The 25,201-nt window shown below is 71.2% G+C and carries 23 protein-coding genes; 15 read left to right on the forward strand and 8 right to left on the reverse strand.

All coding sequences use genetic code 11. From position 1 onward, the window contains the following. The 7 genes from CGR01S_RS10410 to CGR01S_RS10440 form a co-directional block, all read left to right on the forward strand. Positions 1 to 599 (forward strand): ABC transporter substrate-binding protein (locus CGR01S_RS10410; RefSeq protein ID WP_042426367.1); only part of this gene is annotated, 599 nt, incomplete at its 5' end. Between the two features lie 213 nt (positions 600 to 812). Further along, entirely contained in the window at positions 813 to 1,589 is a 777-nt protein-coding gene (locus tag CGR01S_RS10415; RefSeq protein ID WP_042426827.1) for an ABC transporter ATP-binding protein, read from the forward strand. Next, entirely contained in the window at positions 1,586 to 2,314 is a 729-nt protein-coding gene (locus CGR01S_RS10420) for an ABC transporter ATP-binding protein (RefSeq protein WP_042426371.1), read from the forward strand. The genes CGR01S_RS10415 and CGR01S_RS10420 overlap by 4 nt, the downstream gene beginning before the upstream one ends. An 86-nt stretch (positions 2,315 to 2,400) precedes the next feature. Beyond that, positions 2,401 to 3,384 (forward strand): branched-chain amino acid ABC transporter permease, encoded by a 984-nt coding sequence (locus CGR01S_RS10425; protein ID WP_042426374.1) that lies wholly within the window; start codon positions 2,401 to 2,403, stop codon positions 3,382 to 3,384. A 16-nt stretch (positions 3,385 to 3,400) separates the two neighbouring features. After that, on the forward strand, positions 3,401 to 4,474 hold the full coding sequence (locus tag CGR01S_RS10430) for a branched-chain amino acid ABC transporter permease (protein WP_042426377.1): 1,074 nt from the start codon (positions 3,401 to 3,403) through the stop codon (positions 4,472 to 4,474). 48 nt (positions 4,475 to 4,522) lie between these two features. After that, positions 4,523 to 6,643: a D-(-)-3-hydroxybutyrate oligomer hydrolase gene (locus CGR01S_RS10435; protein WP_042426381.1), complete on the forward strand. Its 2,121-nt coding sequence runs from the start codon at positions 4,523 to 4,525 to the stop codon at positions 6,641 to 6,643. 70 nt (positions 6,644 to 6,713) lie between these two features. Further along, entirely contained in the window at positions 6,714 to 7,580 is an 867-nt protein-coding gene (locus tag CGR01S_RS10440) for an alpha/beta fold hydrolase (RefSeq protein ID WP_042426830.1), read from the forward strand. Positions 7,581 to 7,622: 42 nt separating this feature from the next. Here the strand turns inward: CGR01S_RS10440 and CGR01S_RS10445 are convergent, their stop codons facing one another. From CGR01S_RS10445 to CGR01S_RS10465, 5 genes are all read right to left on the reverse strand, one after another. After that, on the reverse strand, positions 7,623 to 8,771 hold the full coding sequence (locus CGR01S_RS10445) for an ABC transporter substrate-binding protein (RefSeq protein ID WP_042426384.1): 1,149 nt from the start codon (positions 8,769 to 8,771) through the stop codon (positions 7,623 to 7,625). A 107-nt stretch (positions 8,772 to 8,878) separates the two neighbouring features. Beyond that, positions 8,879 to 10,189: a glycerate kinase type-2 family protein gene (locus CGR01S_RS10450; protein WP_042426387.1), complete on the reverse strand. Its 1,311-nt coding sequence runs from the start codon at positions 10,187 to 10,189 to the stop codon at positions 8,879 to 8,881. Then, a complete protein-coding gene (locus tag CGR01S_RS10455; RefSeq protein ID WP_042426390.1) occupies positions 10,186 to 12,648 on the reverse strand; it encodes a Lon protease family protein in 2,463 nt (820 codons plus the stop codon). Before CGR01S_RS10455 ends, CGR01S_RS10450 begins: the two co-directional genes overlap by 4 nt. 89 nt (positions 12,649 to 12,737) lie before the next feature. Next, a complete protein-coding gene (hemH, locus tag CGR01S_RS10460; RefSeq protein ID WP_042426393.1) occupies positions 12,738 to 13,826 on the reverse strand; it encodes a ferrochelatase in 1,089 nt (362 codons plus the stop codon). Between the two features lie 57 nt (positions 13,827 to 13,883). After that, entirely contained in the window at positions 13,884 to 14,246 is a 363-nt protein-coding gene (locus CGR01S_RS10465; RefSeq protein WP_042426398.1) for a TraR/DksA family transcriptional regulator, read from the reverse strand. 252 nt (positions 14,247 to 14,498) lie between these two features. On the opposite strand from CGR01S_RS10465, the gene CGR01S_RS10470 reads away from it, so the two are divergent. Next, positions 14,499 to 14,954 carry a ferritin-like domain-containing protein gene (locus tag CGR01S_RS10470; protein WP_042426401.1) on the forward strand — a complete coding sequence of 152 codons (456 nt, stop codon included), beginning with the start codon at positions 14,499 to 14,501 and terminating at the stop codon, positions 14,952 to 14,954. A gap of 7 nt (positions 14,955 to 14,961) precedes the next feature. Here CGR01S_RS10470 and CGR01S_RS10475 read toward each other — a convergent pair whose 3' ends face one another. From CGR01S_RS10475 to CGR01S_RS10485, 3 genes are all read right to left on the reverse strand, one after another. Beyond that, entirely contained in the window at positions 14,962 to 15,519 is a 558-nt protein-coding gene (locus tag CGR01S_RS10475; RefSeq protein ID WP_042426405.1) for a hypothetical protein, read from the reverse strand. 124 nt (positions 15,520 to 15,643) lie between these two features. Then, positions 15,644 to 17,902, reverse strand: a complete 2,259-nt coding sequence (locus CGR01S_RS10480) for a TonB-dependent receptor (protein ID WP_042426408.1) — start codon at positions 17,900 to 17,902, stop codon at positions 15,644 to 15,646. Between the two features lie 107 nt (positions 17,903 to 18,009). Then, entirely contained in the window at positions 18,010 to 18,402 is a 393-nt protein-coding gene (locus tag CGR01S_RS10485) for a DUF2946 family protein (protein ID WP_156967548.1), read from the reverse strand. A 138-nt stretch (positions 18,403 to 18,540) separates the two neighbouring features. Here CGR01S_RS10485 and CGR01S_RS10490 point away from each other — a divergent pair, with 138 nt between their 5' ends. From CGR01S_RS10490 to CGR01S_RS10520, 7 genes are all read left to right on the forward strand, one after another. Continuing rightward, on the forward strand, positions 18,541 to 19,401 hold the full coding sequence (locus tag CGR01S_RS10490; protein ID WP_042426414.1) for a DUF2189 domain-containing protein: 861 nt from the start codon (positions 18,541 to 18,543) through the stop codon (positions 19,399 to 19,401). Further along, the gene (locus tag CGR01S_RS10495; protein WP_042426417.1) at positions 19,398 to 19,610 is read left to right on the forward strand and encodes a DUF2788 domain-containing protein; all 213 of its coding nucleotides are present in this window, start codon (positions 19,398 to 19,400) and stop codon (positions 19,608 to 19,610) included. The genes CGR01S_RS10490 and CGR01S_RS10495 overlap by 4 nt, the downstream gene beginning before the upstream one ends. A gap of 39 nt (positions 19,611 to 19,649) precedes the next feature. Continuing rightward, positions 19,650 to 20,312 carry a glutathione S-transferase family protein gene (locus tag CGR01S_RS10500; protein WP_042426420.1) on the forward strand — a complete coding sequence of 221 codons (663 nt, stop codon included), beginning with the start codon at positions 19,650 to 19,652 and terminating at the stop codon, positions 20,310 to 20,312. Positions 20,313 to 20,425: 113 nt separating this feature from the next. After that, positions 20,426 to 21,850 (forward strand): efflux transporter outer membrane subunit, encoded by a 1,425-nt coding sequence (locus tag CGR01S_RS10505; RefSeq protein ID WP_084690636.1) that lies wholly within the window; start codon positions 20,426 to 20,428, stop codon positions 21,848 to 21,850. A gap of 40 nt (positions 21,851 to 21,890) precedes the next feature. Then, the gene (locus CGR01S_RS10510) at positions 21,891 to 23,228 is read left to right on the forward strand and encodes an efflux RND transporter periplasmic adaptor subunit (protein ID WP_042426423.1); all 1,338 of its coding nucleotides are present in this window, start codon (positions 21,891 to 21,893) and stop codon (positions 23,226 to 23,228) included. After that, positions 23,225 to 23,977 (forward strand): ABC transporter ATP-binding protein, encoded by a 753-nt coding sequence (locus tag CGR01S_RS10515; RefSeq protein ID WP_042426427.1) that lies wholly within the window; start codon positions 23,225 to 23,227, stop codon positions 23,975 to 23,977. Before CGR01S_RS10510 ends, CGR01S_RS10515 begins: the two co-directional genes overlap by 4 nt. Then, positions 23,977 to 25,179 carry an ABC transporter permease gene (locus tag CGR01S_RS10520; protein ID WP_042426430.1) on the forward strand — a complete coding sequence of 401 codons (1,203 nt, stop codon included), beginning with the start codon at positions 23,977 to 23,979 and terminating at the stop codon, positions 25,177 to 25,179. Before CGR01S_RS10515 ends, CGR01S_RS10520 begins: the two co-directional genes overlap by 1 nt. The last annotated feature ends 22 nt before the right edge of the window (positions 25,180 to 25,201 follow it).

Raw genomic sequence — 25,201 nt, forward strand, 5'->3', positions numbered from 1 at the left:
AATACCTGCCGACGAACACCACGGACTTCACGGCCGGGGCGCAGCGCCTGATCGACAAACTCAAGGACCAGCCGGGGCGCAAGATCATCTTCATCATCTGGGCGGGGGCGGGCAACCCGTTCAAGATCGCCGACCTGGACTTGAAGCGCTACGGCATCGAGATCGCCACGGGCGGCAACATCCTGCCCGCCATGGCCAGCTACAAGAACTTCCCCGGCATGGAGGGTGCGACGTACTACTACTTCGGCATCCCCAAGAATCCGGCGAACGAGGCGATGGTGTCCATGCACTACAAGCAGTTCCAGACGCCGCCGGACTTCTTCACCGCGGGCGGCTTCTCGGCGGCCATGGCGCTGGTCACGGCCCTCAAGGCCACCAATGGCGACACCAACACCAACAAGCTCATCAAGACCATGGAAGGCATGAGCTTTGACACGCCCAAGGGCAAGATGACCTTCCGCAAGGAAGACCACCAGGCCATGCAGAGCATGTACCACTTCAAGATCAAGGTGGACCCGGCCTTCGCCTGGGGCGTGCCCGAGCTGGTGCGCGAGATCAAGGCCGAGGAAATGCAGGTGCCGATCCGCAACAAGAGGTAAGGGCATCCCCCCGAGCGGCGGCGCCGCTTCCCCCCTTCTCTCGCCTCGCTGCGCGGGCCGGGAAGGGGGATGCCACCCGCGCGGTGGCAGCGGGCCCGGGCCGCGCCCGCTGCGATCGCAGCGCTCGGTTGTTACTGATTTCATAGCTGCTGACGCTTGCTGTGCAAGCGCTGGGAGCACTTTTTCTTCAATTTTGTGGAGCCTGGACCCCGGATGCTGGCAACCCAAGACTTGACCATCCGCTTTGGCGGCCACGTGGCGGTCAACGCCGTGACCTGCGCCTTCGAGCCGGGCACGCTGACCGCCATCGTGGGCCCCAACGGCGCGGGCAAGACCACGTACTTCAACCTCATCTCGGGCCAGCTCAAGGCCAGCGCCGGCACGGTGCGCCTGGGCGCGAGTGAGCTGACGGGCCTGAGCCCCTCGGCGCGCACCCGCGCCGGCCTGGGGCGGGCCTTCCAGCTCACCAACCTGTTCCCCAACCTCTCGGTGCTGGAGAACGTGCGCCTGGCCGTGCAGGCCACGCAGGAGGGCCGGCACCGCCGCGGGCTCAACCTCTGGAGCATCTGGAGCGACCACCGCCAGCTCACCGAGCGCGCCGAGTCCATCCTGCGCCAGGTCGCCATGTTCGAGCGGCGCGACACGCCCGTGGCCAGCCTGCCGCACGGCGACCAGCGCAAGCTCGAGGTGGCCCTGCTCATGGCCCTGGAGCCGCAGGTCTACATGTTCGACGAGCCCACGGCCGGCATGAGCCACGACGAGGCGCCCGTGATCCTGAACCTGATCCGCGAACTGAAGAAGGACAAGAGCAAGATCATCCTGCTGGTCGAGCACAAGATGGACGTGGTGCGCGAACTGGCCGACCGCATCATCGTGCTGACCAACGGCACGCTGGTGGCCGACGGCCCGCCGGCCGAGGTGATTGCATCGCCCGTGGTGCAGGAAGCCTACCTGGGCGTCTCCAAGGACGCAGACAAGGAGGCCGCATGAGCACCACCCATCTTCTGGAGCTCAGGGGCGTGCACACGCACATCGGCGCGTACCACATCCTGCACGGCGTGGACCTGGCCGTACCCAAGGGACAGCTCACCATGCTGCTGGGCCGCAACGGCGCGGGCAAGACGACCACGCTGCGCACCATCATGGGCCTGTGGCATGCGTCGCAGGGCAGCATCCACTTTGGCGGGCAGGACATCACGCGCCTGCACACGCCGCAGATCGCCGGCCTGAACATCGCCTATGTGCCCGAGAACATGGGCATCTTCGCCGACCTCACGGTGAAGGAGAACCTGCTGCTGGCCGCACGCAAGGCCAGCCATGCCGGGCAGATGGACGAGGCGCGCCTGCAGTGGATCTTCAAGCTGTTCCCGGCCGTGGAGAAGTTCTGGAACCACCCCGCGGGCAAGCTCTCGGGCGGGCAGAAGCAGATGGTGGCCGTGGCGCGCGCCATCGTCGAGCCGCGCGACCTGCTCATCGTGGACGAGCCCAGCAAGGGCCTGGCGCCGGCCATCATCAACAACATGATCGAGGCCTTCGACCAGCTCAAGAAGAGCGGCGTGAGCATTCTGCTGGTCGAGCAGAACATCCACTTCGCCAAACGCCTGGGCGACACCGTGGCCGTGATGGACAACGGCCGCGTGGTGCACGCCGGCCGCATGGCCGACCTGGCCGCCGACGAGGCGCTGCAGCAGTCGCTGCTGGGCCTGGCGCTGTAAGGAGGATCTATGAAAAAAATGCCTCCAACGCTTATCCATCAGGCGCAAGCAGCTATCAAAACAATAGTGAATGAAAGGGCCGCGCCATGATTGCCCGCGACCTCGACTGGAAACCCCTGGCGCTGGTGCCGCTGCTGGCGCTGCTGGTGCTGCCGCTCATCGGTTCGCCCTCCACCTGGCTCACGCTCACCGTGGCGGGCCTGGCCATGGGCATGATCATCTTCATCATCGCCTCGGGCCTCACCCTGGTGTTCGGCCTCATGGACGTGCTCAACTTCGGTCACGGCGTGTTCATCGCGCTGGGCGCCTTCGTCGCCACCAGCGTGCTCGGCGCCATGGGCGACTGGACGGGATCCAACGAGCTGTGGCGCAACCTCGTGGCCGTGCTGCCCGCCATGGTCGTGGCCATGCTGGTGGCGGGCGCCGTGGGCCTGGCGTTCGAGCGCTTCATCGTGCGCCCGGTGTACGGCCAGCACCTCAAGCAGATCCTCATCACCATGGGCGGGATGATCATCGGTGAGGAGCTCATCAAGGTCATCTGGGGGCCGCAGCAGATTCCGCTGCCGCTGCCCGAGGGCATGCGCGGCTCGCTGCTGGTGGGCGACGCCGCCATCGAGAAATACCGGCTGGTGGCCGTGGCCGTGGGCCTGCTGGTGTTCGGCCTGCTGGCCTGGACGCTCTCGCGCACCAAGGTGGGCCTGCTGATCCGCGCCGGCGTGCAGGACCGCGAGATGGTCGAGGCGCTCGGCTACCGCATCCGGCGCCTGTTCGTGGGCGTGTTCGTGGCGGGCTCGGCGCTGGCCGGCCTGGGCGGCGTGATGTGGGGCCTGTACCAGCAGAACGTGGTCCCGCAGATGGGCGCGCAGGTCAACGTGCTGATCTTCATCGTCATCATCATCGGCGGCCTGGGCTCGACCGGCGGGGCCTTGATCGGCGCGCTGCTGGTGGGCCTGATGGCCAACTACACCGGCTTTCTGGTGCCCAAGGTGGCGCTGTTCTCCAACATCGCGCTCATGGTCGCGGTGCTGCTGTGGCGCCCGCAGGGCGTCTACCCCGTCGCGAACCGTTGAAGAGGAGCGCCACACCATGCTGAATCGACTTCTCTCCGGCGACTACCCGCGCAGCAAGTGGCTCGCGGCCATCCTCCTGGCCGTGCTGCTGGGCCTGGCGTTCGCGCCCTTCCTGTTCCCCGGCGTCAAGGCGCTCAACGTCGCGGCCAAGGTGCTGGTGTTTGTGGTGCTCGTGGCCAGCTTCGACCTGCTGCTGGGCTACACCGGCATCGTGAGCTTTGCGCACACCATGTTCTTCGGCATCGGCGCCTACGGCATCGCCGTGGCCACCACGCGCCTGGGGCCCACCTGGAGCGCGCTGGCGGCGGGCGTGGGCGGCGCGCTGCTGCTGTCGCTGCTGCTCTCGCTGGCCGTGGGCCTGTTCTCGCTGCGCGTGCGCGCCATCTTCTTCGCCATGATCACGCTGGCCGTGGCGGCGGCCTTCCAGACCCTGGCCTCGCAACTGTCGGACCTCACGGGCGGCGAGGACGGCCTGACCTTCAAGATCCCGGAGCTGCTCTCGCCCAGTTTCGAGCCCTTCGACGAGCCCTTCCTGGGCGTGGCCATCGACGGCAAGCTGATCTGCTACTACCTGCTGTTCGTCTGCGCCGTGGCGCTGGTGCTGGCGCTGCTGCGCATCGTCAACTCGCCGTTCGGCCGCGTGCTGCAGGCCATCCGCGAGAACGAGTTCCGCGCCGAAGCCATCGGCTACCGCGTGGTGGTGTACCGCACCACGTCCAGCGTGCTGTCGGCCCTGTTCGCCTGCGCTGCGGGCTGCATGCTGGCGCTCTGGCTGCGCTACAACGGGCCGGACACCTCGCTGTCGTTCGAGATCATGATGGACTGCCTGCTCATCGTCGTCATCGGCGGCATGGGCACCATTTATGGCGCGGCCATCGGCGCCGTGCTGTTCCTTGTGGCGCAAAGCTACCTGCAGGACTTGCTGCGCCTGGGGAGCGAGGCCGCATCCGGCCTGCCCTGGCTGGCGGCGCTGCTCTCGCCCGACCGCTGGCTGCTCTGGCTCGGCCTGCTGTTCGTGCTCTCGGTCTACTACTTCCCCACCGGCGTGGTGGGGCGCCTGCGCGCTGCGGCGGCGCACCGGCCCGGCTGAATGCTTTTCCTGAAGGTCCTGCAACCACAACACTCTGGAGACAAGCGCATGAAGACCTGTATTCGCCCGTTCCTTCCCGCCGCGCTCGCCGCGGCGGCCCTGGCTGCCTGCGGCGGCGGCGACAACCCCCAGCTCAACGCCAAGCCCGTGTGGCTGGGCGCCGTCCAGGCCACGGCCTACGACGGCATGGCGGACGACCTGCTCACCGCCGGCCTGGGCAAGACCGGCCTGGCCGCCGCCCTGCCGCCCGCCTATGCCGATCCGCTCAAGCCCACGGCGGCCGAGCTGCGCCGCAGCGCCATCCACACCAACTACCGCGCCATGCTCGACATGACGGCCGCCGGGGGCTACGGCAGCCTGTACGGCCCGAACGTGGACGCGCAGGGCACGGTCACGGCCAGCGAGGGCCGGGTGCCCGGTACCGAGTACATCGCCTACGCCGACGACGGCAGCGGGCGCCAGAACGTCACGCTCATGGTGCAGGTGCCTGCCAGCTTCAACCCGCAGAAGCCCTGCATCATCACCGCCACGGCCTCGGGTTCGCGCGGCGTGTACGGCGCCATCAGCACGGGCGAGTGGGGCCTCAAGCGCGGCTGCGCCGTGGCCTATTCCGACAAGGGCACGGGCGGTGCGCCGCACGACCTCATGAACGACACGGTGCCGCTGATCGACGGCACGCGCGCCAGCGCCGCCGCCGCGGGCAAGAGCGCGGCCTTTAATGCCGGCCTCACGGCCAGCGAGCTGGCGGCCTTCAACACGGCCACCCCCAACCGCTTCGCCTTCAAGCACGCGCATTCGCAGCAGAACGCCGAGAAGGACTGGGGCAAGACCACGCTGCAGGCGGTGGAGTTCGCCTACTACGTGCTCAACGAACGCTTTGGCGCGCTGGACAACGGCCAGCGCCTGAAATCGCTCACGCCGGCGAACACCATCGTCATCGCGTCCAGCATCTCCAACGGCGGCGGTGCGGCCATCGCTGCGGCCGAGCAGGACACGCAGGGCCTGATCAGCGGCGTGGCCGTCTCCGAGCCCGCCGTGGAGCTGCCGGCCAACGCGGGCGTGACGGTGCAGCGCGGCACGGGCACGGTGGCCGTCACGGGCCGCAACCTGGTGGACTTCACCACCTACGCCAACCTGTACCAGGCCTGCGCCGCGCTGGCGCCGTCCGTTGCCGCCAGCCCCTACGCCGCGGCCTTTGCCGCGGGCTTTGCGGCGCCGGCCCTGCCCATCGCGCCCAACCGCTGCGCGGCGCTCAAGACCGCGGGCCTGCTCACGGCCAGCACCACGGCCACCCAGGCCGAGGAAGCCCTGCAGAAGCTGCGCGCCTACGGCTGGGAGCCCGAGGCCAACGATCTGCACGCCTCGCACGCTGCGTTCGAGATCGCGCCGGCCGTCTCCATCACCTTTGCCAACAGCCTCGCGCGCGCCAGCGTGAAGGACCACCTCTGCGGCTTCAGCTATGCCGCCACCACGGCGGCGGGCGCGGTGGCGCCGCTGGCGCCGGCGGCGCTGGCCGGCATGTTCGCCACGGGCAATGGCGTGCCGCCCTCGGGGGGCATCCAGCTCATCAACAACAACGGCAAGCTGGGCGCGGCGCGCGACTTCCTGTCGGTCTCGTCCAACGGCCTGGCCGACTGGAACACCGAAGGCGCCCTGTGCCTGCGCAACCTGGTGACCGGCACCAGCGCCGCGGCGCAAAGCCTGCAGGCGGGCATGCGCGAGACGCAGCGCAACGGCAACCTGCGCGGCAAGCCGGCCATCATCGTGCACGGCCGCTCGGACGCGCTCTTGCCCGTGAACCACACCTCGCGCCCCTACGCCGCGCTCAACAAGAAGGTCGAAGGCGCGGCCAGCCGCCTGAGCTACATCGAGGTGGCCAACGCCCAGCATTTCGACAGCTTCATCGGCCTGCCCACAGTGCTGCCGGGCTATGACACGCGCTTCATCCCCCTGCATGTGTACCTGAACCGTGCGCTGGACGCCGTGTACGACCACCTGGCCAGTGGCAAGCCCCTGCCGGCCAGCCAGGTGGTGCGCACCCTGCCGCGCGGCGGCACGCCGGGCAATGCGCCCGCCATCACGGCAGCCCATCTGCCGGCCCTTGCCGCTGCGCCTGCTGCGGGCGATGCCATCGCCGTCACGGCGGGCGCCATCGCCATCCCGGACTGACGGCTCGCACGCCGGGCGCTGCCGCAGGGCCGCGCCCGGCGCCTTTCCATGCTTTTCCAGGCCCATGACCATGTCTCCCTCCTCCTGCTACGCGACCTGCGCCGGTTATGAAATCCACTACACCGAATGGGGTGCGCCCGACGCCCCGGTGGTGATTGCGTGGCATGGCCTGGCGCGCACGGGGCGCGACATGGATGCGCTGGCCGCCCACCTGGCGGGGCGCTACCGCGTCATCTGCCCCGACACCCTGGGCCGCGGCCTGAGCCAGTGGAGCCGCGCGCCGGGCGCGGAGTACCGCCTGCAGTTCTATGCGCGCATCGCGGCCGACCTGTTCGACCAGCTCGGCATCGGCCAGGCGCACTGGATAGGCACCTCCATGGGCGGCGCCATCGGCATGGTGTGCGCTTCGGGCCTGTTCGAGCCGGGCCTGCGCGGGCGCATCCGCAGCCTGCTGCTCAACGACAACGCCCCGCGCCTGGCCGATGCGGCGCTCGAGCGCATCAAGGCCTATGCGGGCCAGCCGCCCGCCTTCGACACGGTGCGCGAACTGGAGGCCTTCTTCCGCCAGGTGTATGCACCCTACGGCTGGCTCAGCGACGCGCAGTGGCGCCTGCTGACCGAGACCTCCACCCGGCGCCTACCCGACGGGCGCGTGACGCCGCACTACGACCCGGCCATGGTGCAGCAGTTCACGCAGCACGCGAACGACTACCTGATCTGGGACCACTACGACCGGCTTGACATCCCCGTGCTGTGCCTGCGCGGCGCCGACTCCGACCTGGTGCTGCGCGAGACCACGGCCGAGATGGCCACGCGCGGCCCGGGCGCGCGCGGCCTGCTGCAGGTCATCGAGGTGCCCGGCTGCGGCCACGCGCCCGCGCTCAACGTGCCCGCGCACTACGCGCTGGTGGACGCCTTCCTCGCGCAGGCCCATTGATGCCTCGCCCCTCCTGCGCAGCCGCTCGGGGGGGCGCGCCCTCTACCTTCGGAAGCGCTCGCCGTTGAAGTAGGTCAGCTCCACGAAATCCGTGCCGTCGTGGTCGTTCGGGCCATAGCGCACCTCGAAGCCGCCCATGTCGTAGGGGCGCATGCTCTGCAGGGCGTCGATGAATTTCTCGCGCGTGGCGTTCCTGCCCGCGCGCCGCAGCCCCTCGATGAGGATGCGCGCATTCACATAGCCTTCGAGCGAGGAGTAGCCAATGTCCACCCCGCCGAGCTTCTTGATCGCCTCCTGGTAGGCGCGCACCACGGGGATGGCCGGGTTGCTCGGGTTGGGCACCACCTGCGCCACCGTGATGCCGGTGGCCGCCTCGCCCAGCGCCGCCAGCAGCGGGCGCGAGCCGAGGAAGGAGATCGAGAACGCCTGCGCCTTCACGCGCTGGCGTATGGCCTTGAACAGCGGAATGCCCTGGCTGCCTATGGCCAGCGACATCAGCGCCGTGGGCTGGAACTGGGCGATCTCCTGCACCGCCTGGGCGATGCCCTCGGCGGACTCGGCCACGAGAAAGGCCTTCCAGTCGGTGTTGCCCGTCGCCTGGGCGGCCGCCTCGAAGGCCGCCAAGGTGGCCTTGCCGAACGGGTTGTCGAAGTAGGGAATGGCGATGCGCGTGAAACCCGTGGACTTGAGCTGGCGCGCGATCTGGCGCAGTTCGTGCGCATAGCTGGCCCGGCTGTGGAACACCAGCGGGTGGAAGGGGCGCAGCGCGTCCGAGCCCGTGGCCGGGGCGATCAGCGGCACCCTGGCCTCGGTCAGCACCTTGAGCGCGCCCATCACGCTGGTGGTGCCGCCGCAGGCGAACAGCGTGAAGGCCTGCTCCTTGCGCAGCAGCACGGCGGTGTTCTCGGCCGCCTTCTCGGGGGCGCCGCCGTCATCCAGGGCGAGGAATTCCAGGGGCCTGCCGTCGATGCCGCCGCGCTCATTCACTTCCTTGAACGCCGCCGCAATGCCCTTGTTCATCTCGACGAAGGGGTAGGCCAGCGGCCCGGTCAGGGCTGCCGTCTGGCCGATGCGCCAGGCATCGCCCTGGGCGCGCGTCCAGGCGGCCGGGCCCAGGGTGGCCAGAGCGGCCGTGCCCTGGAGCAGGCGGCGGCGGTGCAGCAGCGGGGTGGCGGGGGCGTTGCGGGGCATGGCGGTCCTTGGCAGCTGAGGTGGGCTGCAGTATTGGCCGCCGAGTTTTTGTGTCAATCGGGCAAGCGCGGGCCAAGCGGGCGCGAACGTCGCCTGGGCGACAAAGCCTAGGCAACGTACAGGGCGCGGAAGTCGTTCACATTGGTGTGCGTCGGCCCCGTCACCACCAGGTCGTCCAGCGCGGCGAAAAAGCCGTAGGCATCGTGCTGCGCCAGCAATTGCGCCGCAGACAGGCCGCGGGCCTGGGCGCGCGCCAGCGTGTCCGGGCCGATGAGCGCGCCCGCGTTGTCCTCCACGCCGTCGATGCCGTCGGTGTCGGCCGCCAGGCCATGGATGCCGGGCGCCCCCTGCAATTGCAGGGCGCAGGCGAGCAGGAACTCGCTCGCCCGGCCCCCGCGCCCGCGTGCCGCGCCCGGCCCCAGCGTGACCGTGGTCTCGCCGCCCGAGAGCAGCACGCAGGGGCGCGCGAACGGCTGGCCGCGCTGCGCCACCTGCAGCGCCAGGGCGGCGTGCACCTTGGCCACCTCGCGGCTCTCGCCCTCGATGGCGTCGGACAGGATGTGCGCCGCCACGCCCTGGGCGCGCGCCAGCGCGGCAGCGGCCTCCAGGCTTTGCTGCGGCGTGGCGATGAGCGCGACCGTGTGGCCCGCGAACTGCGGGTCGCCGGGCTTGGGCGTCTCGAAGGCGCCGCTCTGCAGCCCGGCGAGCGCCGCCGCGGGCAGGGCGAGCTGGTAGCGCGCGCAGATGGCCAGGGCGTCGGCGCAGGTGCTGGCATCGGGCACCGTGGGGCCGCTGGCGATGACGGCCGGATCGTCGCCCGGCACGTCGCTGATGACGAGCGCGGCCACGCGCGCGGGCGCGGCCAACCGGGCCAGCCGCCCGCCCTTGAGCGCCGAGAGGTGCTTGCGCACGCAGTTCATCTCGGCAATCGTCGCGCCGCTGCGCAGCAGGGCCTGGTTGATGGCCTGCTTGTCCGCCAAGGTGATGCCGGGGGCGGGCTGGGCCAGCAGGGCCGAGCCGCCGCCCGAGATCAGCGCCAGCACCAGATCGTCCGGGCCCAGGCCCTGCACCAGGGCGGCGATGCGCGCGGCGGCCTGGGCGCCCGCCGCATCGGGCACCGGGTGGGCCGCCTCTGCCACGGCGATGCGCGCGCCGGGCGCGGGCTGGCCGGCGGGCACGTGCCCGTAGCGCGTGACCACCAGGCCGCTGAGCGGCGCGTCTGCGGGCCACAGCGCATCGACGGCTGCGGCCATGGCCGCGGCCGCCTTGCCTGCGCCCACCACCACGGTGCGCCCGCGCGGCGGCGCCGGCAGATAGGGCGCCAGCACCTGCGCCGGCTGGGCGCGGGCGACGGCGGCGTCGAACAGGGCGCGCAGAAAGGCGCGCGGGTCGGCGGGGGGGGTCGTGGTGGGGGTCATGCCATGGGGTCTTGTGGATTGGTGAAGGAGCGCAGCCGCGGGCCCGGGCGTGCGCGGGCATGGGCGGCGGCCTGGCAGGCGCGGCGGTAGGCGCGCAACTGCAGGGCGGCACGCGCGGCCACGCTGTCCGGCTCGGCCGGGCGGCCGTCGGTGTGGATGCCGGGGGGCTGGCCGGTCAGCAGGGCAATGCCCTCGGCCACGTGGGAGACGCTCCAGAGGTGAAAGCGCCCCTGCCGCACGGCCTCGACGATGCGCGGCTCCAGCATCAGATGGCGCTGGTTGCGCGCGGGGATGAGCGCGCCCTGCGTGCCGTTGAGACCGGCGGCCTCGCAGGTCTTGAACCAGCCCTCGATTTTTTCGTTGATGCCGCCCACGGGCAGCACCTCGCCGTGCTGGTTGAGCGCGCCCGTGACGGCGATGCCCTGCGCCAGCGGCAGGCCCGAGAGCGAGGACAGCAGCGCGTACAGCTCGGCGCAGGAGGCCGAGTCGCCTTCCACGCCGCTGTATTCCTGCTCGAACACGATGGAGGCGTTGAGCGCCAGCGGCGCCAGGTGGCCGAACAGGGCGGTGAGGTAGCTGTGCAGGATGAGCACGCCCTTGTCGTGGATGGGGCCGGACATCTCGACCTCGCGCTCGATGTTGATCAGCCCCTCCTGGCCCGCGTAGGTGCGCGCCGTGATGCGCACGGGAAAGCCGAAGCGGTAGTCGCCCAGGTCGATCTGCGTGAGCGCGTTGATCTGCCCCACGTGCGCGCCGTGCAGGGCGAGCAGGCGCTCGCCGTCGGCAATGCTCTCGTGCAGGCGCTGCTCGGGGTAGTTGTGGCGCTCGGTGCGCGCCTGCAGGGCGGCCTGCACGTCCTGCGCCGCCACCATGCTGGCGCCGCGTGCGCGGCACAGGGCCGCGGCCTCGATGACCAGGGCCTCGGTGTGGCCGAACAGGGCGCTCTGGCGCGCCTGGTCGTCGGCCTCGCGGTGGGTCTGCTCGATCACGCGCGCCACGGCGTCGGCGCCGAAGTGCGGCAGACCAAAGCGCTGGCAGGCGCGGGCAATGAACACGCTGCTGGCGTGGCGCGACGCCGCGCTGGCGCTGAAGGACTCGGCGAAGTCCACCTTGACGCGAAAGCGCTGCGCCACCTCGGGGTCGCCCTCCTGCAGGGCGTAGTACTCCTCCACCGAGCCGATGAGCACGAGCTTGACGTCCACGTCCACGGCCTCGGGCTGCAGCGCCGCGCCCACCACGGCGCCGTGCGCGCTCGCGCCTTCCTCGATCTGCAGGCGCCCGCAGCGCAGAAAGCGCCGCATGCGCTCCCACAGGCCCTCGTTGCCCAGCAGGTCGCGCAGGTGCAGCAGTAGAAAGCCCCCGTGCGCCTTGAGCAGGCTGCCGGCGTGGATGCTGCTGACGTCGGCGCTGACCGCGTCGTCGTCGGCCTGGTAGTCGATGCTGCCGAACAGGCTGCGCAACTGCGGGTTGTCCTCGGTGAGCACGGGCGCGCTGGTGAGGTCGGCGTTGTCCACCACCAGGTTCACGTGGCAGCGCGCGAGCAGGGTCTCGAGCTGCGCCTTGCGCTCCTCGCCGCCCTCGTCGCCGGCCTGGGCGGGCGTGAACAGGTCCAGCCGGTCGAGCACCTGCTGGCGCACGCGGTCCAGCCATTTGCCGATCTTCATCGTGTCCTTGATCTGCTTGCGCAGGCTGCTGCGCACCTCCTGCAGGGCATGGTCGATGAGCGGGCGCACGACCTGGCGGCGCAGTTGCGCAAAGGCCTCGTCGCGCTGGCGCTCGAGCGGGCGCATGGCGTCGAGAAAGCGGGCGATCTCGGCGCGCAGCCGCTGCTCGGCGGCGTCGATGGCGGCGCGCTGCTCGCGCGTGAGCGCGCGGGCCTCATCCTCGGTCAGCGGCTCGCCCTGGGCGCCGAGCAGGGTGAAGACCATGTGCCCTTCCTCGCGCGTCAGGCGAAAGTGCAGCGACTCGGCCAGCGCATCGAGGGCGGCAAAGGCCTGCGCCTCCTGCGCCTGGTAGGCCTTGTCGATGCGCTCGCTCTCGGAGCGGAAGTCCGCCCCGTCCAGGCGCTTGGGAATGTCGCCCTGCAGCGTGCGCGCGAACTGCTCCATGCCCTGGCGCAGCACGCGCCCCTGGCCCGCGGGCAGGCGCAGCGCGCGCGGGCGCTCGGGCTGGTCGAAGTGGTGCAGGTAGCACAGGTCGGGCGGCACGGCGCGCTGCGCCGCCGCCTGGCGCATGGCCTGCAGCAGCAGCGAGACGCGCCCGCTGCCCAGCTCGCCGAGCACGAACAGGTTGTAGTTCGGGTGCTCCAGCGCGAGGCCGAAGTGCGCGGCCGCCTCGGCGCGCTCCTGGCCTATCCAGGGCAGGCTCTGGTCGTGCAGCTCGGCCGTGCTGGCAAAGCCCAGGCTGGCGGGGCTGATGGTCAGGCGCAGTTGTTCGGGGGCGAGGGCGGTGGCGTGCATGGCGGGCTGTAGTTTGGGGTCAAATCGGCTTCCAGGGCTTGTTCAGCAAGCGCTGGAGGCTACCAAATCAATAGCATTCGGCCGGCGCATCAAGAGGGCGCACCGCCCGCCAGGGCATGCTCGCGGGCGCGTGCGCAGGCGGCGCCGTCCGCGGGCTGCACCGGCCAGCCCGCCAGGTGCTGGCGGGCGACCTGGCTGAGCGCGGCGATCCAGGCCGGGCTGTCGTTGAGGCAGGGGATGTAGTGGAACTCCTGGCCGCCCGCCTGCAGAAAGGCCGCGCGCGCCTCCTGGGCGATTTCCTCCAGCGTCTCCAGGCAGTCGCTGGTAAAGCCCGGGCACACCACGTCCACGCGGCGCGTGCCGCCCTGGGCCAGTTGGATGAGCGTGGGCTCGGTGTAGGGCTGCAGCCACTTGGCCTTGCCAAAGCGCGACTGGAAGGTCACCTGGTAGCGCCCGGCGCGCAGGCCCAGGCGCTCGGCCAGCAGGCGCGCCGTCTTGCGGCTTTCGCAGTGGTAGGGGTCGCCCAGGTGCAGGGTGCGCTCGGGCACGCCGTGAAAGCTCATCACCAGTTGTTCGGCCGGGCCGTGCTCCTTCCAGTGCGCCTCCACGCGGCGCGCCAGCGCTTCGATGTAGAGCGGCTCGTCGTGGTAGTGGTTGACGAAGCGCAGCTCGGGCACGCGGCGCTGGCGCCCGGCCCAGGCGTACACGGCGTCGAACACGCTGGCCGTGGTCGTGCCCGAATACTGGGGGTACAGCGGCAGGATGAGGATGCGCGTCGCGCCCTCGGCCTTGAGGGCGTCAAGCCCGCTGGCGATGGAGGGCTGGCCGTAGCGCATGGCGGCGCGCACCAGCACGTTGCAGCCGGACTCGCCCAGCCAGCCGCGCAGCAGCTTGGCCTGCTTGTCGGTCCAGGTGGCCAGGGGCGAGCCCTCGGGGGTCCAGATGCTGGCGTACTTGGCGGCCGACTTGGCGGGGCGCGTGCGCAGGATCACGCCGTGCAGCAGCGGCAGCCACAGGGCGCGCGGGATCTCGACCACGCGCGGGTCGGACAGGAACTGCCCCAGGTAGCGGCGCAGCGCCGGGGCGGTGGGGGCGTCGGGGGTGCCCAGGTTGCACAGCAGCACGGCGGTGCGCTCGGCGCTGCCGTGGGTGTAGGCGGGTTCGGTGGCGAATGGCATGCCGCATTCTCGCGCACGCGGGCGTCCGCCCGCGAGCGCGGGGCATGTATGTGTGCGTCAGCGCGCCGCGCCCTGGGCGGCCTCCCAGCGCGACTTGCAGGGTACGCAGTGCTGCGTTTGCGGCTCGGCGCGCAGGCGCTCGAAGGGGATGTCGCAGCCGCATTCAGCGCACAGGCCGTAGCTGCCGTCCTCCATGGCGTCGAGCGCCAGGCGGATGCGCGCCAGGTCGGCGGTGTCGATGTCGGTGAGCACCTGGTCCACCTCGCGGCCGACGTTGCCCTGGACGATGCCGTCCTGGTCGGCGGCGGGCGGTGCCAGGTTTTCCCGGTTTTGCTGCATTTGCGCCAGCAGTTCGCGCTGGCGCACGAGCAGCAGCGCCTTGAGTTCCTCGCGCTGGGCTGGGGTCAATGCTTGCGTCATGTCTTACTCCTGGATGGGGCCGTGGTTGCTGGGGCAGGGCGGGCTCGGGGCGCTGCCGGGGGATGCCCGCAGAATAGCATTCCGCCAGCCCTTCTCCGGGGCCGGGCAGGGCGGGGCGCGGCCTGCGGCCAATACCCCAATGCCGGCAGGGGGAATGCGGGCCGCGGGCGCTCGCGCTGCCCCGCAACGGGCGGAGAATGCAGCGGACCGGCGTGACGGGCCCTCATCCCACCATTCAAGAAGGAGCGTGCCATGGATGATGCAAAGAAAAAGACCGCGATCGATGCCCTCAACCGCATCATGGAGCTGGAGCTCGCGGGCGTGGTCAAGTACACCCACTATGCGCTGATGGTGTACGGCTACAACCGCATCCCCATCGTCTCCTGGCTCAAGGGCAATGCCGACGAGAGCCTGGCCCATGCGCACAAGGCCGGTGAACTGGTCACCCTGCTGGGTGGGCACCCCTCGCTCAAGATCGGCCCGCTGCTGGAGACCGAGCAGCACGACATCGGCGACATCCTGCGCGAAAGCCTGGACCACGAGAAGACCGCCCTGGCGGCCTACTACGACCTGCTGCGCATCGCCGAGGGCCATTCCGTGCTGCTGGAGGAGTACGCGCGCGAGATGATCGTCGCCGAAGAACTGCACCAGGACGAGGTCAACAAGATGCTGCGCCGGCCGGGCGAGACGGCCGTGTTCACCGCCTGAGGCGGCGCTACAGCGTCATGTTCTCGGGCGAGAGCACGGTCTTCTTCACGTGCACCGAGATGATGGCGACCACCTCGTCGGGCTTGGCCGGGCGCAGGAGCTGCTCGGATTCGACGGACACCTTGGTGACCAGGGAGTCGTCCTCCAGCAGGCAGAAGAAGGGCTGCGGGTCGGGCTCCAGCGGCAGCTCGGTGCGGCCCTCCAGCGAGCCGTGCGGCACGCGCAGGCCGTCGAGCAGGGTCTTGAGCCGATTGTCGATGTCGCCGCCGTCGGTGATCAGCGTGCCGCGCGGCTGCTGGCGAAACAGCAGCACCGACAGCTCGGCGTAGAGGTCCAGCCGCTGGGTGACCAGGGGCGCGAACAGCAGGCCGCCCTTCTCCACGATGACCGAGGCCTTGCCCGGCCGCGCCGGATGCGCCAGCAGCGCCGGCGCGGCGTCCTTGAGCGGGCGCTCGCGCCACAGGCGCTGCAGTTGCGGGTGCAGGGCGCGGCGGATTTCCCACTTGTGCGAGGACTTGGCGCCCTGGCCGTGCAGGGGGCCTTCGTAGATCAGGCGGAACTCCATGGCCAGGCACTATAGCCCATGAATAAAAAAGCACCTTGGGCTGATGGAGTCAGCGCAAGGTGCTATCAAAAACGGAGTAAAGCGGCGGCGATGGTGCCGGCCCCGCCGCCCGGGCCTCGTGGCTTCAGAACTTCACGGTCACACCCACGTTCACCGAGCGGCCCATGCCGGGCACGCGCACGCCCCAGGGCACGGCGGTGCCGGCCATGGTCATGCCCTGGCCCAGGTAGGCGCCGCCTTGCGGGTGGTGGTAGAAGCGGTCGAACAGGTTGTCGATGCCCACATCCAGCCGCACCTGCTTCCATTCGTAGCTGGCGCGCAGGTTCACCAGGCCGTAGCCGGCGGTGGGCAGTTCGTTGCGCACTGCCGAGACGCGGGTCTTGCCGCTGACCATCAGCAGCTCGGCCGTGCCGCTCCAGGCGCCCAGGCGCTGGGTGAGGGCCAGGCGCGCGTGGAGCGGCATGATGCCGTAGAGGTTGTCGCCCGTGCTGCGGTTCTTGCCCTGCACGTAGCTGAGCATGCCGTGGAGCGTGAACTGGCCCCAGCGTTCGGTCTTGCCCAGGTCGGCAAAGCCCGAGAGGTCGAAACCGTGCAGGCGCGCGTCCTGGTTGGCGAACTGCAGGTAGACGAAGCCCGTGGTGGCCGTGCGGTTGGCGGCGGTGCAGGCCGTCATCGCGCCGCTGCCGCTGCCGCTGCAGCGCTTTGCGTCGATGTAGTTCTGCACGTAGCTCAGGTAGGGCGTGAACTTCACGCCCCATTGCTCGCCCGTGGCGTCGTGCCAGTCGGCCGTGGCGCTCAAGGTGTTGGCGGTTTCGGGCCGGAGGTCGGCGTTGCCCACATAGCCGTTGCCGTCGCCCACGAGGTTGACCATGCGCATGGCCATGCCGCCGGTGGACCAGGTGTAGCGCTCGTACAGGTTGGGTGAGCGCGTCTTGTGCGCGAAGCCGAACTCGTAGCTGGCGTTGGCGCTGGGCGTGTAGCGCGCCAGCGCGGTCAGGTCGACGGAGCCGTCGCTGCGCTTGCGGTCCTTGGCGTTGAAGGCGTTGGCCTCCATGTCGTAGCTGCTGTTGTAGCCCTGCACCGGGCCGCTGTTGCTGCGCACCTGGCCGGCGCGCAGGCCCACCTGCGAGAGCCACTGCGGGTTCCAGCGCGCCTCCCATTCCCCGTAGACGTCGAAGCGGTCGCGCTGGCCGTCGCGGATGTTCCAGAAGGTGTTGGGCGCCATGCCGCCGCCCGAGGGCAGCCACCAGTCGTCCAGGCGGTAGCGCTGCAGCTCGCTGCCCACGCGCAGCGTGTCGCGTGCCGACAGCGGCAGCGCGGCCTGCACGCGCAGGCCCGTGGTCCGGCCCTCGGTGTCCATGGGCATGCCGGGCACGTTGTTGGCGGGGCCGTACCAGAACTGCTTGTCCTCGCCGAAGTTCATGCGGTGGCGCGTGTTCTCGTGGTAGGCGCGTGCCTGGAGCTGGCCCCAGGCGTACTGGCCCTGGTAGCGCAGGTTGAACTGGTGGCTGTCGTTGCCCGTCATGTCCATGCGCTGGTTGGGGAAGTTCTGGTAGGGAATGTCCTGCAGGCCCACGCGCATTTCGAGCAGGTGGTCCTCGTTGCGCAGGGCGTAGGCCAGGGCGTGGTTCGTGGTCTGGTAGCTCGACGAGCCCACAACGTCGCCCGCGAGCCAGCGCTCGGGCTTGTTGCTCGCCGCCGGGCCCGCGGGCTTGAAGGCGGCGCCCGCGCGGTAGTTGCCGGCGCGTGCGGTCGAGCCGTCGTAGCGCAGGCTGGTCTGCTCGGTGGCGTAGGTGGCCGAGAGGTTCACGCCCGTGCCATCGCCGTTGCTGCGGTAGTGCGTGCCGGCCTGGCCCTGGAGCAGCCGGCCCTGGCCCGGCGCGGCGAATTCGGGGGCGGGCGAATCGACCTGGATGGTCGCGCCAATGCTGTCGCCGCCCACGCTCACGGGCGTGATGCCGGCGAACAGGCGTACGCTGCCCACGCGCGTGGGGTCGATGTACGACAGCGGCGGGTTCATGTGGTTGCCGCAGGCGGAGACCAGGTCCATGCCGTCGACCTGGATGCGCAGCCGGTCATCGGCCAGGCCGTGCACGCTCGGCAGGCTGGAGACGCCGCCGGTGCCGTACAGGCTCACGCCGGGCAGGCCCAGCAGCAGGCGGGCGGTATCGCTGGTGCCGGCGCGTGCGGCCTCGATCCGGTCGGCCGGCAGCTCGCTCGTGTCCAGGCCCTGGGCGGCGGGCCTGGCGGCCTTGACGGTGACGGGCTGCAGCGCGGCCTCCTGCGCCAGGGCCGCCAAGGGCAGGCTGGCCAGCAGGGCGCACAGGGGTTGCAGGGCAAAGCGGTGGCGGGCGCGGACAGGCGCGCGGAATGCGGGAGTCATGGTCGGAAAGCGGTCGGGAAGAGGGAGGGGTTCTGGCGCTGCGGCGCACAGACAGTCCGGCCCGCAGCCGGGGCTGCGGGCCAGTTACCAAGAGAGAGAAATACCGTTCAGGCCCGCGGCGGCGCGTGCGCGGGCGGGTAGAGGCTGGCATGCCGCAGCGCGCGTGGCGTTGCCGGCACATGGCGGAAGGCGGTGGAGGGCTGGTGCGCCAGCGTGGCCTGGCGCGTGGCGCTGCTGCCCAGGGCCGAACTGGCCGTGGCCACGGCGCAGACCGGGCAGTTGAGCAGCGCCTGGGCGGCGGGGTGGCCGGTCGCGCCCGCATCCGGCAGGGCCGGGCCGTCCTGCACCGTGCAGATGTCGCCTGCGAGGGCCGGGGCCGTGAGGATGCGCGCCATGTGCGCACTGCTGACCTGCCCCATCCAGAACTGGGCCAGCAGGGCCAGCAGCGCCAGGGCCATGCCCAGGCGGCCGTGCAGGGAGGAGGGGGCGGCGGCTTTCACGCTGGGCATTGTCACCCCGGCGGGTGGGGGTGCGTCTTGTCGTGCATCAAGCTTGCGCCGGACAAGGGAATGGGGGCTGGGGTATTCTGCGTCGCCCCGCGCGGGCCGTGCCGTCCCCCCTTCACCCGTACCGCAGCCATGACCCATCCCCCCAATGCCCTGCCCCCGGTGCGTTCCATCCGCTTCACCCGCCCCCTGGCCTGGCTGGCCCTGGGCTGGCAGGATCTGTGGCGCAGCCGGCTCGCCAGCCTGGCCCAGGGCCTGGCGCTGGCCGTTGCCAGCGCCCTGCTGTGGCGCGTGGGCCAGGAGCGCTTCTGGCTGCTGGCCGGGGCGCTGTCGGGGTTTCTGGTGGTCGCGCCGGTGCTGGCCACGGGGTTTTACGTGCTCAGCCGCGCGCTCGAGCGCGGCGAGCGGGCCGGCCCTGGCGTGGTGCTGCGCACCTGGCTGTTCTGGCAGAGCCATTACCGCAGCCGCTGGGACCATGATTACTGGAGCCTGGTGCGCTTCGGCCTGCTGCTGGCGCTGGCGGGCACGGGCTGGGTGCTGATCTCGGCCGCGCTCATCACCCTGCTGGCGCCCGCGCCTGTGCGCTCGCCGCAGGACTTCCTGCAGCACGTGGTGCTGGCGCCCGACAGCACGCTGTTTACCCTGTGGCTGCTGCTGGGCAGCCTGCTCGCGGCACCGATGTTCGCCTCCAGCGTGGTGTCCATCCCGCTGCTGCTCGACCGCCGCATCGGCCTGTGGCAGGCCGTGTACACGAGCTGGCAGGCGGTGCTGGCCAACCCGGCCACGATGGCGATGTGGACGGCGCTCATCCTGGCCCTCACTCTGCTGGGCATGGCCGCATGGATGTGGGGCCTGGCGCTGGCCGTGCCCGTGCTGGGCCACGCGAGCTGGCATGCGTACCGCGAACTCGTTGATGCATCCGCTCTGCCCGAGCGCGAGCCCCCCGTGGGCGCAGCAGCAGGGCCATCCCACCACAAGGCAATGGCATCGTGATTTTTGGCTACACCGAAGCCGAGATATCGGCTTTCTTTCTCTCCTATGGCGTGGGCGCCTTCATCCTGTTCATGCTGTTCATCATCGGGCACCTGGCCTGGGAGTCCAAGGCCGGGCGCTTCGGCACCTTCGTGCTCTACATGGGCCTGGGGGTGGGCTTTCTGGGTTTTCTGGCCAAATACCTCATCCAGTGGTGGCTGGAAAAATAGCCACCCTCGCTGTTCTGTACTACGGGAGTTCATTGCACCATGGGTCTGACCATCTACGGCATTGCCGCCTCGCGCGCCGTGCGCCCCCTGTGGGCCGCCACGGAACTGGGGCTCCAGTTCGAGCATGTGCCCACGCCCTACCAGCACGGCGGCACGCGCACGGCCGAGTTCCTCGCCCTCAACCCCAACGGCCACATCCCGGTGCTGGTGGACCGCCGCCCCGACGGCGAGGTGGTGCTGTGGGAGAGCATGGCCTGCACGCTGTACATCGCGCGCCACCATGGCAAGGGCGATGGCACCGACCTCGCGCCCGCCAATGCGCACGAGGACGCCGAGGCCCTGCGCTGGAGCTTCTGGACGGTGAACGCGCTGGAGGCCGACGCGCTGACCGTGCTCATGCACCGCCTGGCCATGCCGCCCGAGCAGCGCAAGGCCCACCTGGCCGAAGCCGCCGAGAAGCGCCTGCACGTGCCGCTGCGCGTGCTGGAGCAGCACCTGCAGCGCCAGGCCGCGCGCGGCCAGGAGCACCTGGCGGCCGCACGCTTCACCGTGGCCGACCTGTGCACGGCCAGCGTGCTGGGCTGGACCAAGCCGGCGCGCGACCTGCTGGAGTCCTTTCCCGCCACCCAGGCCTGGCTGGCGCGCTGCCTGGAGCGGCCGGCGCAGCAGGCCATGCGGGCGCTGGCACGCCAGCAACATTGAGCCGCGCCGGCGGCTTGCGGCAGCGCTGAGGCAGGCCCTCCCGGGGGGCTTGTTCAGTGCCGCCTTTACCGCAGCTTCACCCGGCGCTTGCCGTGGCTGGGTACCATGGCGGCATGCATTGCGCAGCGTGTATTCCTGCCCGTCCGGGGCGTTGGCGGCCCTGGCGTGCCGCGGCGCTGGGCTGCGGCCTGGCGCTGCTGGCGGCTTGCGCCAGCGCGCCGCCCCCGGCCGGCGCGCTGCCCCCGGTGGATGTTCCTGCCCAATGGAGCACGGCCGCGCCCGGCGCCGCGGGGCCGGCCCAGGCAGGCGCCCTGGCGCGCTGGTGGGAGGGCCTGGGGGACGCGCAACTGGCCGCCCTGGTGGCCCAGGCCCTGCAGGCCCAGCCTAGCGTGCAGGCGGCGCAGTCCGCGCTGCGCCAGGCCCGCGCCCAGGTGCGCGTCCAGCAGGCGGGCCTGCTGCCGCAGGTCGATGCGTCCGCCTCGGCCCAGCGCAGCCGCAGCGGCGGCACGGCGGGCAACAGCTTCCAGGCCGGCTTCGATGCGCTCTGGGAGCCGGACCTCTTCGGTCGCCTCGATGCCGGCCTGCAGGCCAGCGCGGCCGACGCGCGCGCCGCCCAGGCCAGCCTGGAGCAGGTGCAGGTGTCGCTCGCCGCGGAAGTGGCTCTGCAGTACATCAGCGTGCGCGGCCTGCAGCAGCGCCTGGCGATTGCGCAGCGCAACCTCGAAAGCCAGCAGCAGACCCTGCAGATCACCGATTGGCGCGTGCAGGCCGGGCTGGCCACCGCGCTCGTGGCCGAGCAGGCCCGCGCGGCCGCGGCGCAGACCGCGGCGCAGGTGCCCCAGTTGCAGGCCAGCCTGGCGCAGGCGCGCCATGCCCTGGCCGTGCTCACGGGCCAGGCGCCGGCCGCACTCGACGCCGCGCTGGCCGCGCCCGGCCCCGTGCCCCTGCCCTCGGAGGCCGTGCTGCTGGACATACCGGCCGACACCCTGCGCCAGCGCCCCGATGTGCGCGCCGCCCAGGAGCGCGTGCAGGCGGCGCTGGCGCGCGTCTCGCAGGCCGATGCGGCGCGCTACCCCAGCCTGCGCCTGTCGGGCAGCCTGGGGCTGCGCGCCCTCACGCTGGGGGCGCTGGGTGACGGCGCCTCCGTGGTCCAGACGCTGCTGGGCAGCCTGGCCGTGCCCGTGTTCGACGGCGGCGCGGCCCAGGCGCGCGTGGATGTGCAGCAGGAGGCGCTGGAGCAGGCGCGCAGCGCCTACCAGTCCGCGGTGCTCGCGGCGCTGCAGGAGGTGGAGGATGCCCTGGCCGTCCTGCAGGGCGAGCGCGCCCGCCTGGCCCGCCTGCAGGAGGCTGCGCAGGCCGCGGACCAGGCGGCCCTGCTGGCGGGCCAGCGCTACGCCAGCGGGCTGATCGATTTTGCCGCGGTGCTGGAGACCCAGCGCACCCTGCTGGCCACGCAGGACGCCGTGGCCGTCTCTCAGGCCAGCCTGGGCACGGGCCATGTGCGGCTGTACAAGGCCCTGGGCGGGGGCTGGCCGTGAGCCGGGCCGCGCCTGTGCGCCCCATGGGGGATATTTTTTCATGACCACACCCACGAACGAAACCGCCACCCCCGCTGCCCTTGCCGCGGCGGCGCACAGCCTGCAGGACCTGCTCGGGCCGGAGCACGCGCAGCGCTGGTGGCGGCGCCCCGCCGTCTGGCTGGGCGGCCTGGCCCTGTGCGCTGCCGTGGCGCTCGGGCTGTACCTGCTGCAGCAGCGGCGCGCCACACAGGCGCCGCAGTACGTGACCGAGGAGGTGCGGCGCGGCGGCCTCACGCTCACCGTCTCGGCCACCGGCACGCTGCAGCCCACGCGCTCGGTCACCATAGGCAGCGAGCTCTCCGGCACGGTGCGCCAGGTGCTCGTCGATGTGAACGACCGCATCCGCCAAGGCCAGGTGCTGGTGGAGCTGGACACGGCCAAGCTGGCCGCGCAGGTGCAGCGTTCGCGTGCGGCGCTGGCCTCGGCGCATGCGCGCGTGGCGCAGGCCCAGGCCACCGTGCAGGAGGCGCAGATCGCCCTGCAGCGCCTGCAGGAGGTGGCGCGCCTGTCGGGCGGCAAGGTGCCCTCGGCCGCCGAACTCGACGCGGGCCGCGCCGCGCTGGCGCGCGCCCAGGCCGACGAGGCGAGCGCGCGCGCCAGCGTGGACGATGCGCGCGCCGCGCTCTCCACCGACGAGACCAACCTCTCCAAGGCCTCCATCCGCTCGCCCATCGATGGCGTGGTGCTCACGCGCAGCGTGGAGCCGGGCAACGCCGTGGCGGCATCGCTGCAGGCGGTCACGCTGTTCACCGTGGCCGAGGACCTGGCGCAACTGCAATTGCAGGTGAACGTGGACGAGGCCGACGTGGGCGCCGTGCGCGTGGGGCAGAAGGCCAGCTTCACCGTGAGCGCCTACCCGGCGCGCGCCTACCCGGCCACCATCACCCGCGTGGCCTACGGCTCGACCAAGACTGACAACGTCGTGACCTACACCACCTGGATGCAGGTGGACAACGCCGACCTGAGCCTGCGCCCGGGCATGACGGCGGCGGCCACCATCGTGGCCACCGAGCGCAGCGGCGTGTTGCTGGTGCCCAATACCGCGCTGCGCTTTGCGCCCTTCAAGGCGGGCGCGGCGGCGCCGGCGCGCAGCGGCGGCATCGTCTCGCAGATCATGCCGCGCCCGCCCGGCGCCATGGCCCGGCGCAGCGCCGCGGACAAGGGCCCGGCCGAGGGCCGGCAAAAGCAGGTCTGGGTGCTGCAGGACGGCCAGCCCCAGGCGGTGACGGTCGAGGTCGGCATCAGCGACGGCCGCATGACCGAGGTGCGCAGCGAGCGCCTGCAGCCCGGCATGGCCGTGATCACCGACCAGCGCAGCGCCGGAGCCGCGCCATGAGCGTGGCGGCGCCAGCGGCCACGGCCGACGCCCCCCTGATCCGCCTGCGCGGCGTGACCAAGGTGTACGGCGAAGGCGCGCTCGCCTTCCAGGCCCTGCGCGGCGTGGACCTGGACATCGCGCGCGGCGAGTTCGTGGCCATCATGGGGCCCAGCGGCTCGGGCAAGTCCACGGCCATGAACCTGATCGGCTGCCTGGACCGGCCCAGCGCGGGCGCCTACCTGTTCCAGGGCGTGCATGTGGAGGCGCTCGCGCGCGACGAGCGCGCGCGCCTGCGGCGGCGCTTCTTCGGCTTCGTGTTCCAGGGCTTCAACCTGCTGGCGCGCACCACGGCGCAGGAGAACGTGGAGCTGCCCCTGCTCTACCGCGGCGCCAGCGCCGCCGAGCGCCACGCGGCGGCCGCGCGCGCGCTCGACGCCGTGGGCCTCAAGGGCTGGGAGCACCACACCCCGGGCGAGCTCTCGGGCGGGCAGCAGCAGCGCGTGGCCATTGCGCGCGCCATCGTCACCGAACCGGCCGTGCTGCTCGCCGATGAGCCCACGGGCAACCTCGACACCCAGCGCAGCGTGGAGATCATGGAGCTCATCGCACGCCTGAACCGCGAGCGCGGCATCACCGTCATCATGGTCACGCACGAGCCCGACATGGCCGCCTATGCGCGGCGCGTGGTGCGCTTCGTCGATGGCGTGGTCGAGAGCGACCGCCACCATGCGCACACGGCGGCCGCGGCTGCGCAGGAGCCGGCCTGATGTGGCTCAACACCCTGCTGCTGGCGCTGCGCTCCATCCGGCGCAACCTGCTGCGCTCCTTCCTCACCATCCTGGGCATCGTCATCGGGGTGAGCGCCGTGATCACCATGGTCACCCTGGGCAACGGCGCCACGCTGGCGGTGCAGAACCAGATTGCCAGCCTGGGCACCAACCTGCTGCAGGTGCGCCCGGGCCAGCGCCTGGGGCCGGGCAGCGGCAGCGCCCCCGCCTTCAAGGACGCGGACGCCGACGCCATCGCGCAGCAGATCGGCGGCATCCAGGCCGTGGCGCCCGAGGGGCGCACCGGCGGCACCGTGGTGGCGGCCGGGCGCAACTGGACGACCAGCATCATCGGCAGCACCAACGCCTGGCTGGAGACGGGCAACTGGCAGGTGCGCCTGGGCCGCGCCTTCCGCCCCGAGGAGCTGCGCGCGGGCGCCGCCGTGTGCCTGATCGGCGCCACCCTGCAGCGCGAGCTGTTCGGCGGGCAGGACCCGCTGGGCCAGTTGCTGCGCGTCAAGGCCTTTGCCTGCGAGGTCATCGGCGTGCTCGCGAGCAAAGGGCAGGGCGCCTTCGGCAACGACCAGGACGACGTGGTGCTGCTGCCCCTGGCCACGCTGCAGCGGCGCGTGACGGGCAGCACGCGCGTGCAGACCCTGCTCGTCTCCATGCAGGATGGCAGCGACCCCGAGCGCGTGAAGGCCAGCCTGCGCGAGCTGTTGCGCGAGCGGCGCAAGCTCGCCGAGACCGACGAGGACAACTTCAACATCCTGGACACGCGGCAACTGGCCGACACGCTCTCGGGCACCACCAAGGTGATGACCATGCTGCTGGGCGCGGTGGCCGCCGTGAGCCTGCTGGTGGGCGGCATAGGCATCATGAACATCATGCTCGTGAGCGTGACCGAGCGCACGCGCGAGATCGGGCTGCGCCTGGCCATAGGTGCGCTCGAACGCGAGGTGCTGCTGCAGTTCCTCATCGAGGCCGTGGTGCTGGCCGCGCTGGGCGGTGTCATCGGCATCGTGCTGGCCACGGCGGCCTCGCTGCTGCTGGCGCAACTCATGCAGGTGCCCTACGTGTTCAGCCCGGGGGTCAACCTGCTGTCCTTCGTGTTCTCGGCGGGCATCGGGGTGCTGTTCGGCTACTTCCCGGCGCGGCGCGCGGCGCGCATGGACCCCATCGAGGCCCTGCGGCACGAATGAGCGGCGGCCACGGCGCCGGTCT

The organism is Comamonas granuli NBRC 101663, from assembly GCF_000739995.1.
Taxonomy (GTDB): Bacteria; Pseudomonadota; Gammaproteobacteria; order Burkholderiales; family Burkholderiaceae_C; genus Simplicispira; species Simplicispira granuli.

Excerpts from the sequence above, each read along its gene's own strand:
- CGR01S_RS10415 (WP_042426827.1), top strand. The coding sequence starts at position 813 with ATGCTGGCAACCCAAGACTTGACCATCCGCTTTGGCGGCCACGTGGCG.
- CGR01S_RS10420 (WP_042426371.1), top strand. The coding sequence starts at position 1,586 with ATGAGCACCACCCATCTTCTGGAGCTCAGGGGCGTGCACACGCACATC.
- CGR01S_RS10425 (WP_042426374.1), top strand. The coding sequence starts at position 2,401 with ATGATTGCCCGCGACCTCGACTGGAAACCCCTGGCGCTGGTGCCGCTG.
- CGR01S_RS10430 (WP_042426377.1), top strand. The coding sequence starts at position 3,401 with ATGCTGAATCGACTTCTCTCCGGCGACTACCCGCGCAGCAAGTGGCTC.
- CGR01S_RS10435 (WP_042426381.1), top strand. The coding sequence starts at position 4,523 with ATGAAGACCTGTATTCGCCCGTTCCTTCCCGCCGCGCTCGCCGCGGCG.
- CGR01S_RS10440 (WP_042426830.1), top strand. The coding sequence starts at position 6,714 with ATGTCTCCCTCCTCCTGCTACGCGACCTGCGCCGGTTATGAAATCCAC.
- CGR01S_RS10445 (WP_042426384.1), bottom strand. The coding sequence starts at position 8,771 with ATGCCCCGCAACGCCCCCGCCACCCCGCTGCTGCACCGCCGCCGCCTG.
- CGR01S_RS10450 (WP_042426387.1), bottom strand. The coding sequence starts at position 10,189 with ATGACCCCCACCACGACCCCCCCCGCCGACCCGCGCGCCTTTCTGCGC.
- CGR01S_RS10455 (WP_042426390.1), bottom strand. The coding sequence starts at position 12,648 with ATGCACGCCACCGCCCTCGCCCCCGAACAACTGCGCCTGACCATCAGC.
- hemH (WP_042426393.1), bottom strand. The coding sequence starts at position 13,826 with ATGCCATTCGCCACCGAACCCGCCTACACCCACGGCAGCGCCGAGCGC.
- CGR01S_RS10465 (WP_042426398.1), bottom strand. The coding sequence starts at position 14,246 with ATGACGCAAGCATTGACCCCAGCCCAGCGCGAGGAACTCAAGGCGCTG.
- CGR01S_RS10470 (WP_042426401.1), top strand. The coding sequence starts at position 14,499 with ATGGATGATGCAAAGAAAAAGACCGCGATCGATGCCCTCAACCGCATC.
- CGR01S_RS10475 (WP_042426405.1), bottom strand. The coding sequence starts at position 15,519 with ATGGAGTTCCGCCTGATCTACGAAGGCCCCCTGCACGGCCAGGGCGCC.
- CGR01S_RS10480 (WP_042426408.1), bottom strand. The coding sequence starts at position 17,902 with ATGACTCCCGCATTCCGCGCGCCTGTCCGCGCCCGCCACCGCTTTGCC.
- CGR01S_RS10490 (WP_042426414.1), top strand. The coding sequence starts at position 18,541 with ATGACCCATCCCCCCAATGCCCTGCCCCCGGTGCGTTCCATCCGCTTC.
- CGR01S_RS10500 (WP_042426420.1), top strand. The coding sequence starts at position 19,650 with ATGGGTCTGACCATCTACGGCATTGCCGCCTCGCGCGCCGTGCGCCCC.
- CGR01S_RS10505 (WP_084690636.1), top strand. The coding sequence starts at position 20,426 with ATGCATTGCGCAGCGTGTATTCCTGCCCGTCCGGGGCGTTGGCGGCCC.
- CGR01S_RS10510 (WP_042426423.1), top strand. The coding sequence starts at position 21,891 with ATGACCACACCCACGAACGAAACCGCCACCCCCGCTGCCCTTGCCGCG.
- CGR01S_RS10515 (WP_042426427.1), top strand. The coding sequence starts at position 23,225 with ATGAGCGTGGCGGCGCCAGCGGCCACGGCCGACGCCCCCCTGATCCGC.
- CGR01S_RS10520 (WP_042426430.1), top strand. The coding sequence starts at position 23,977 with ATGTGGCTCAACACCCTGCTGCTGGCGCTGCGCTCCATCCGGCGCAAC.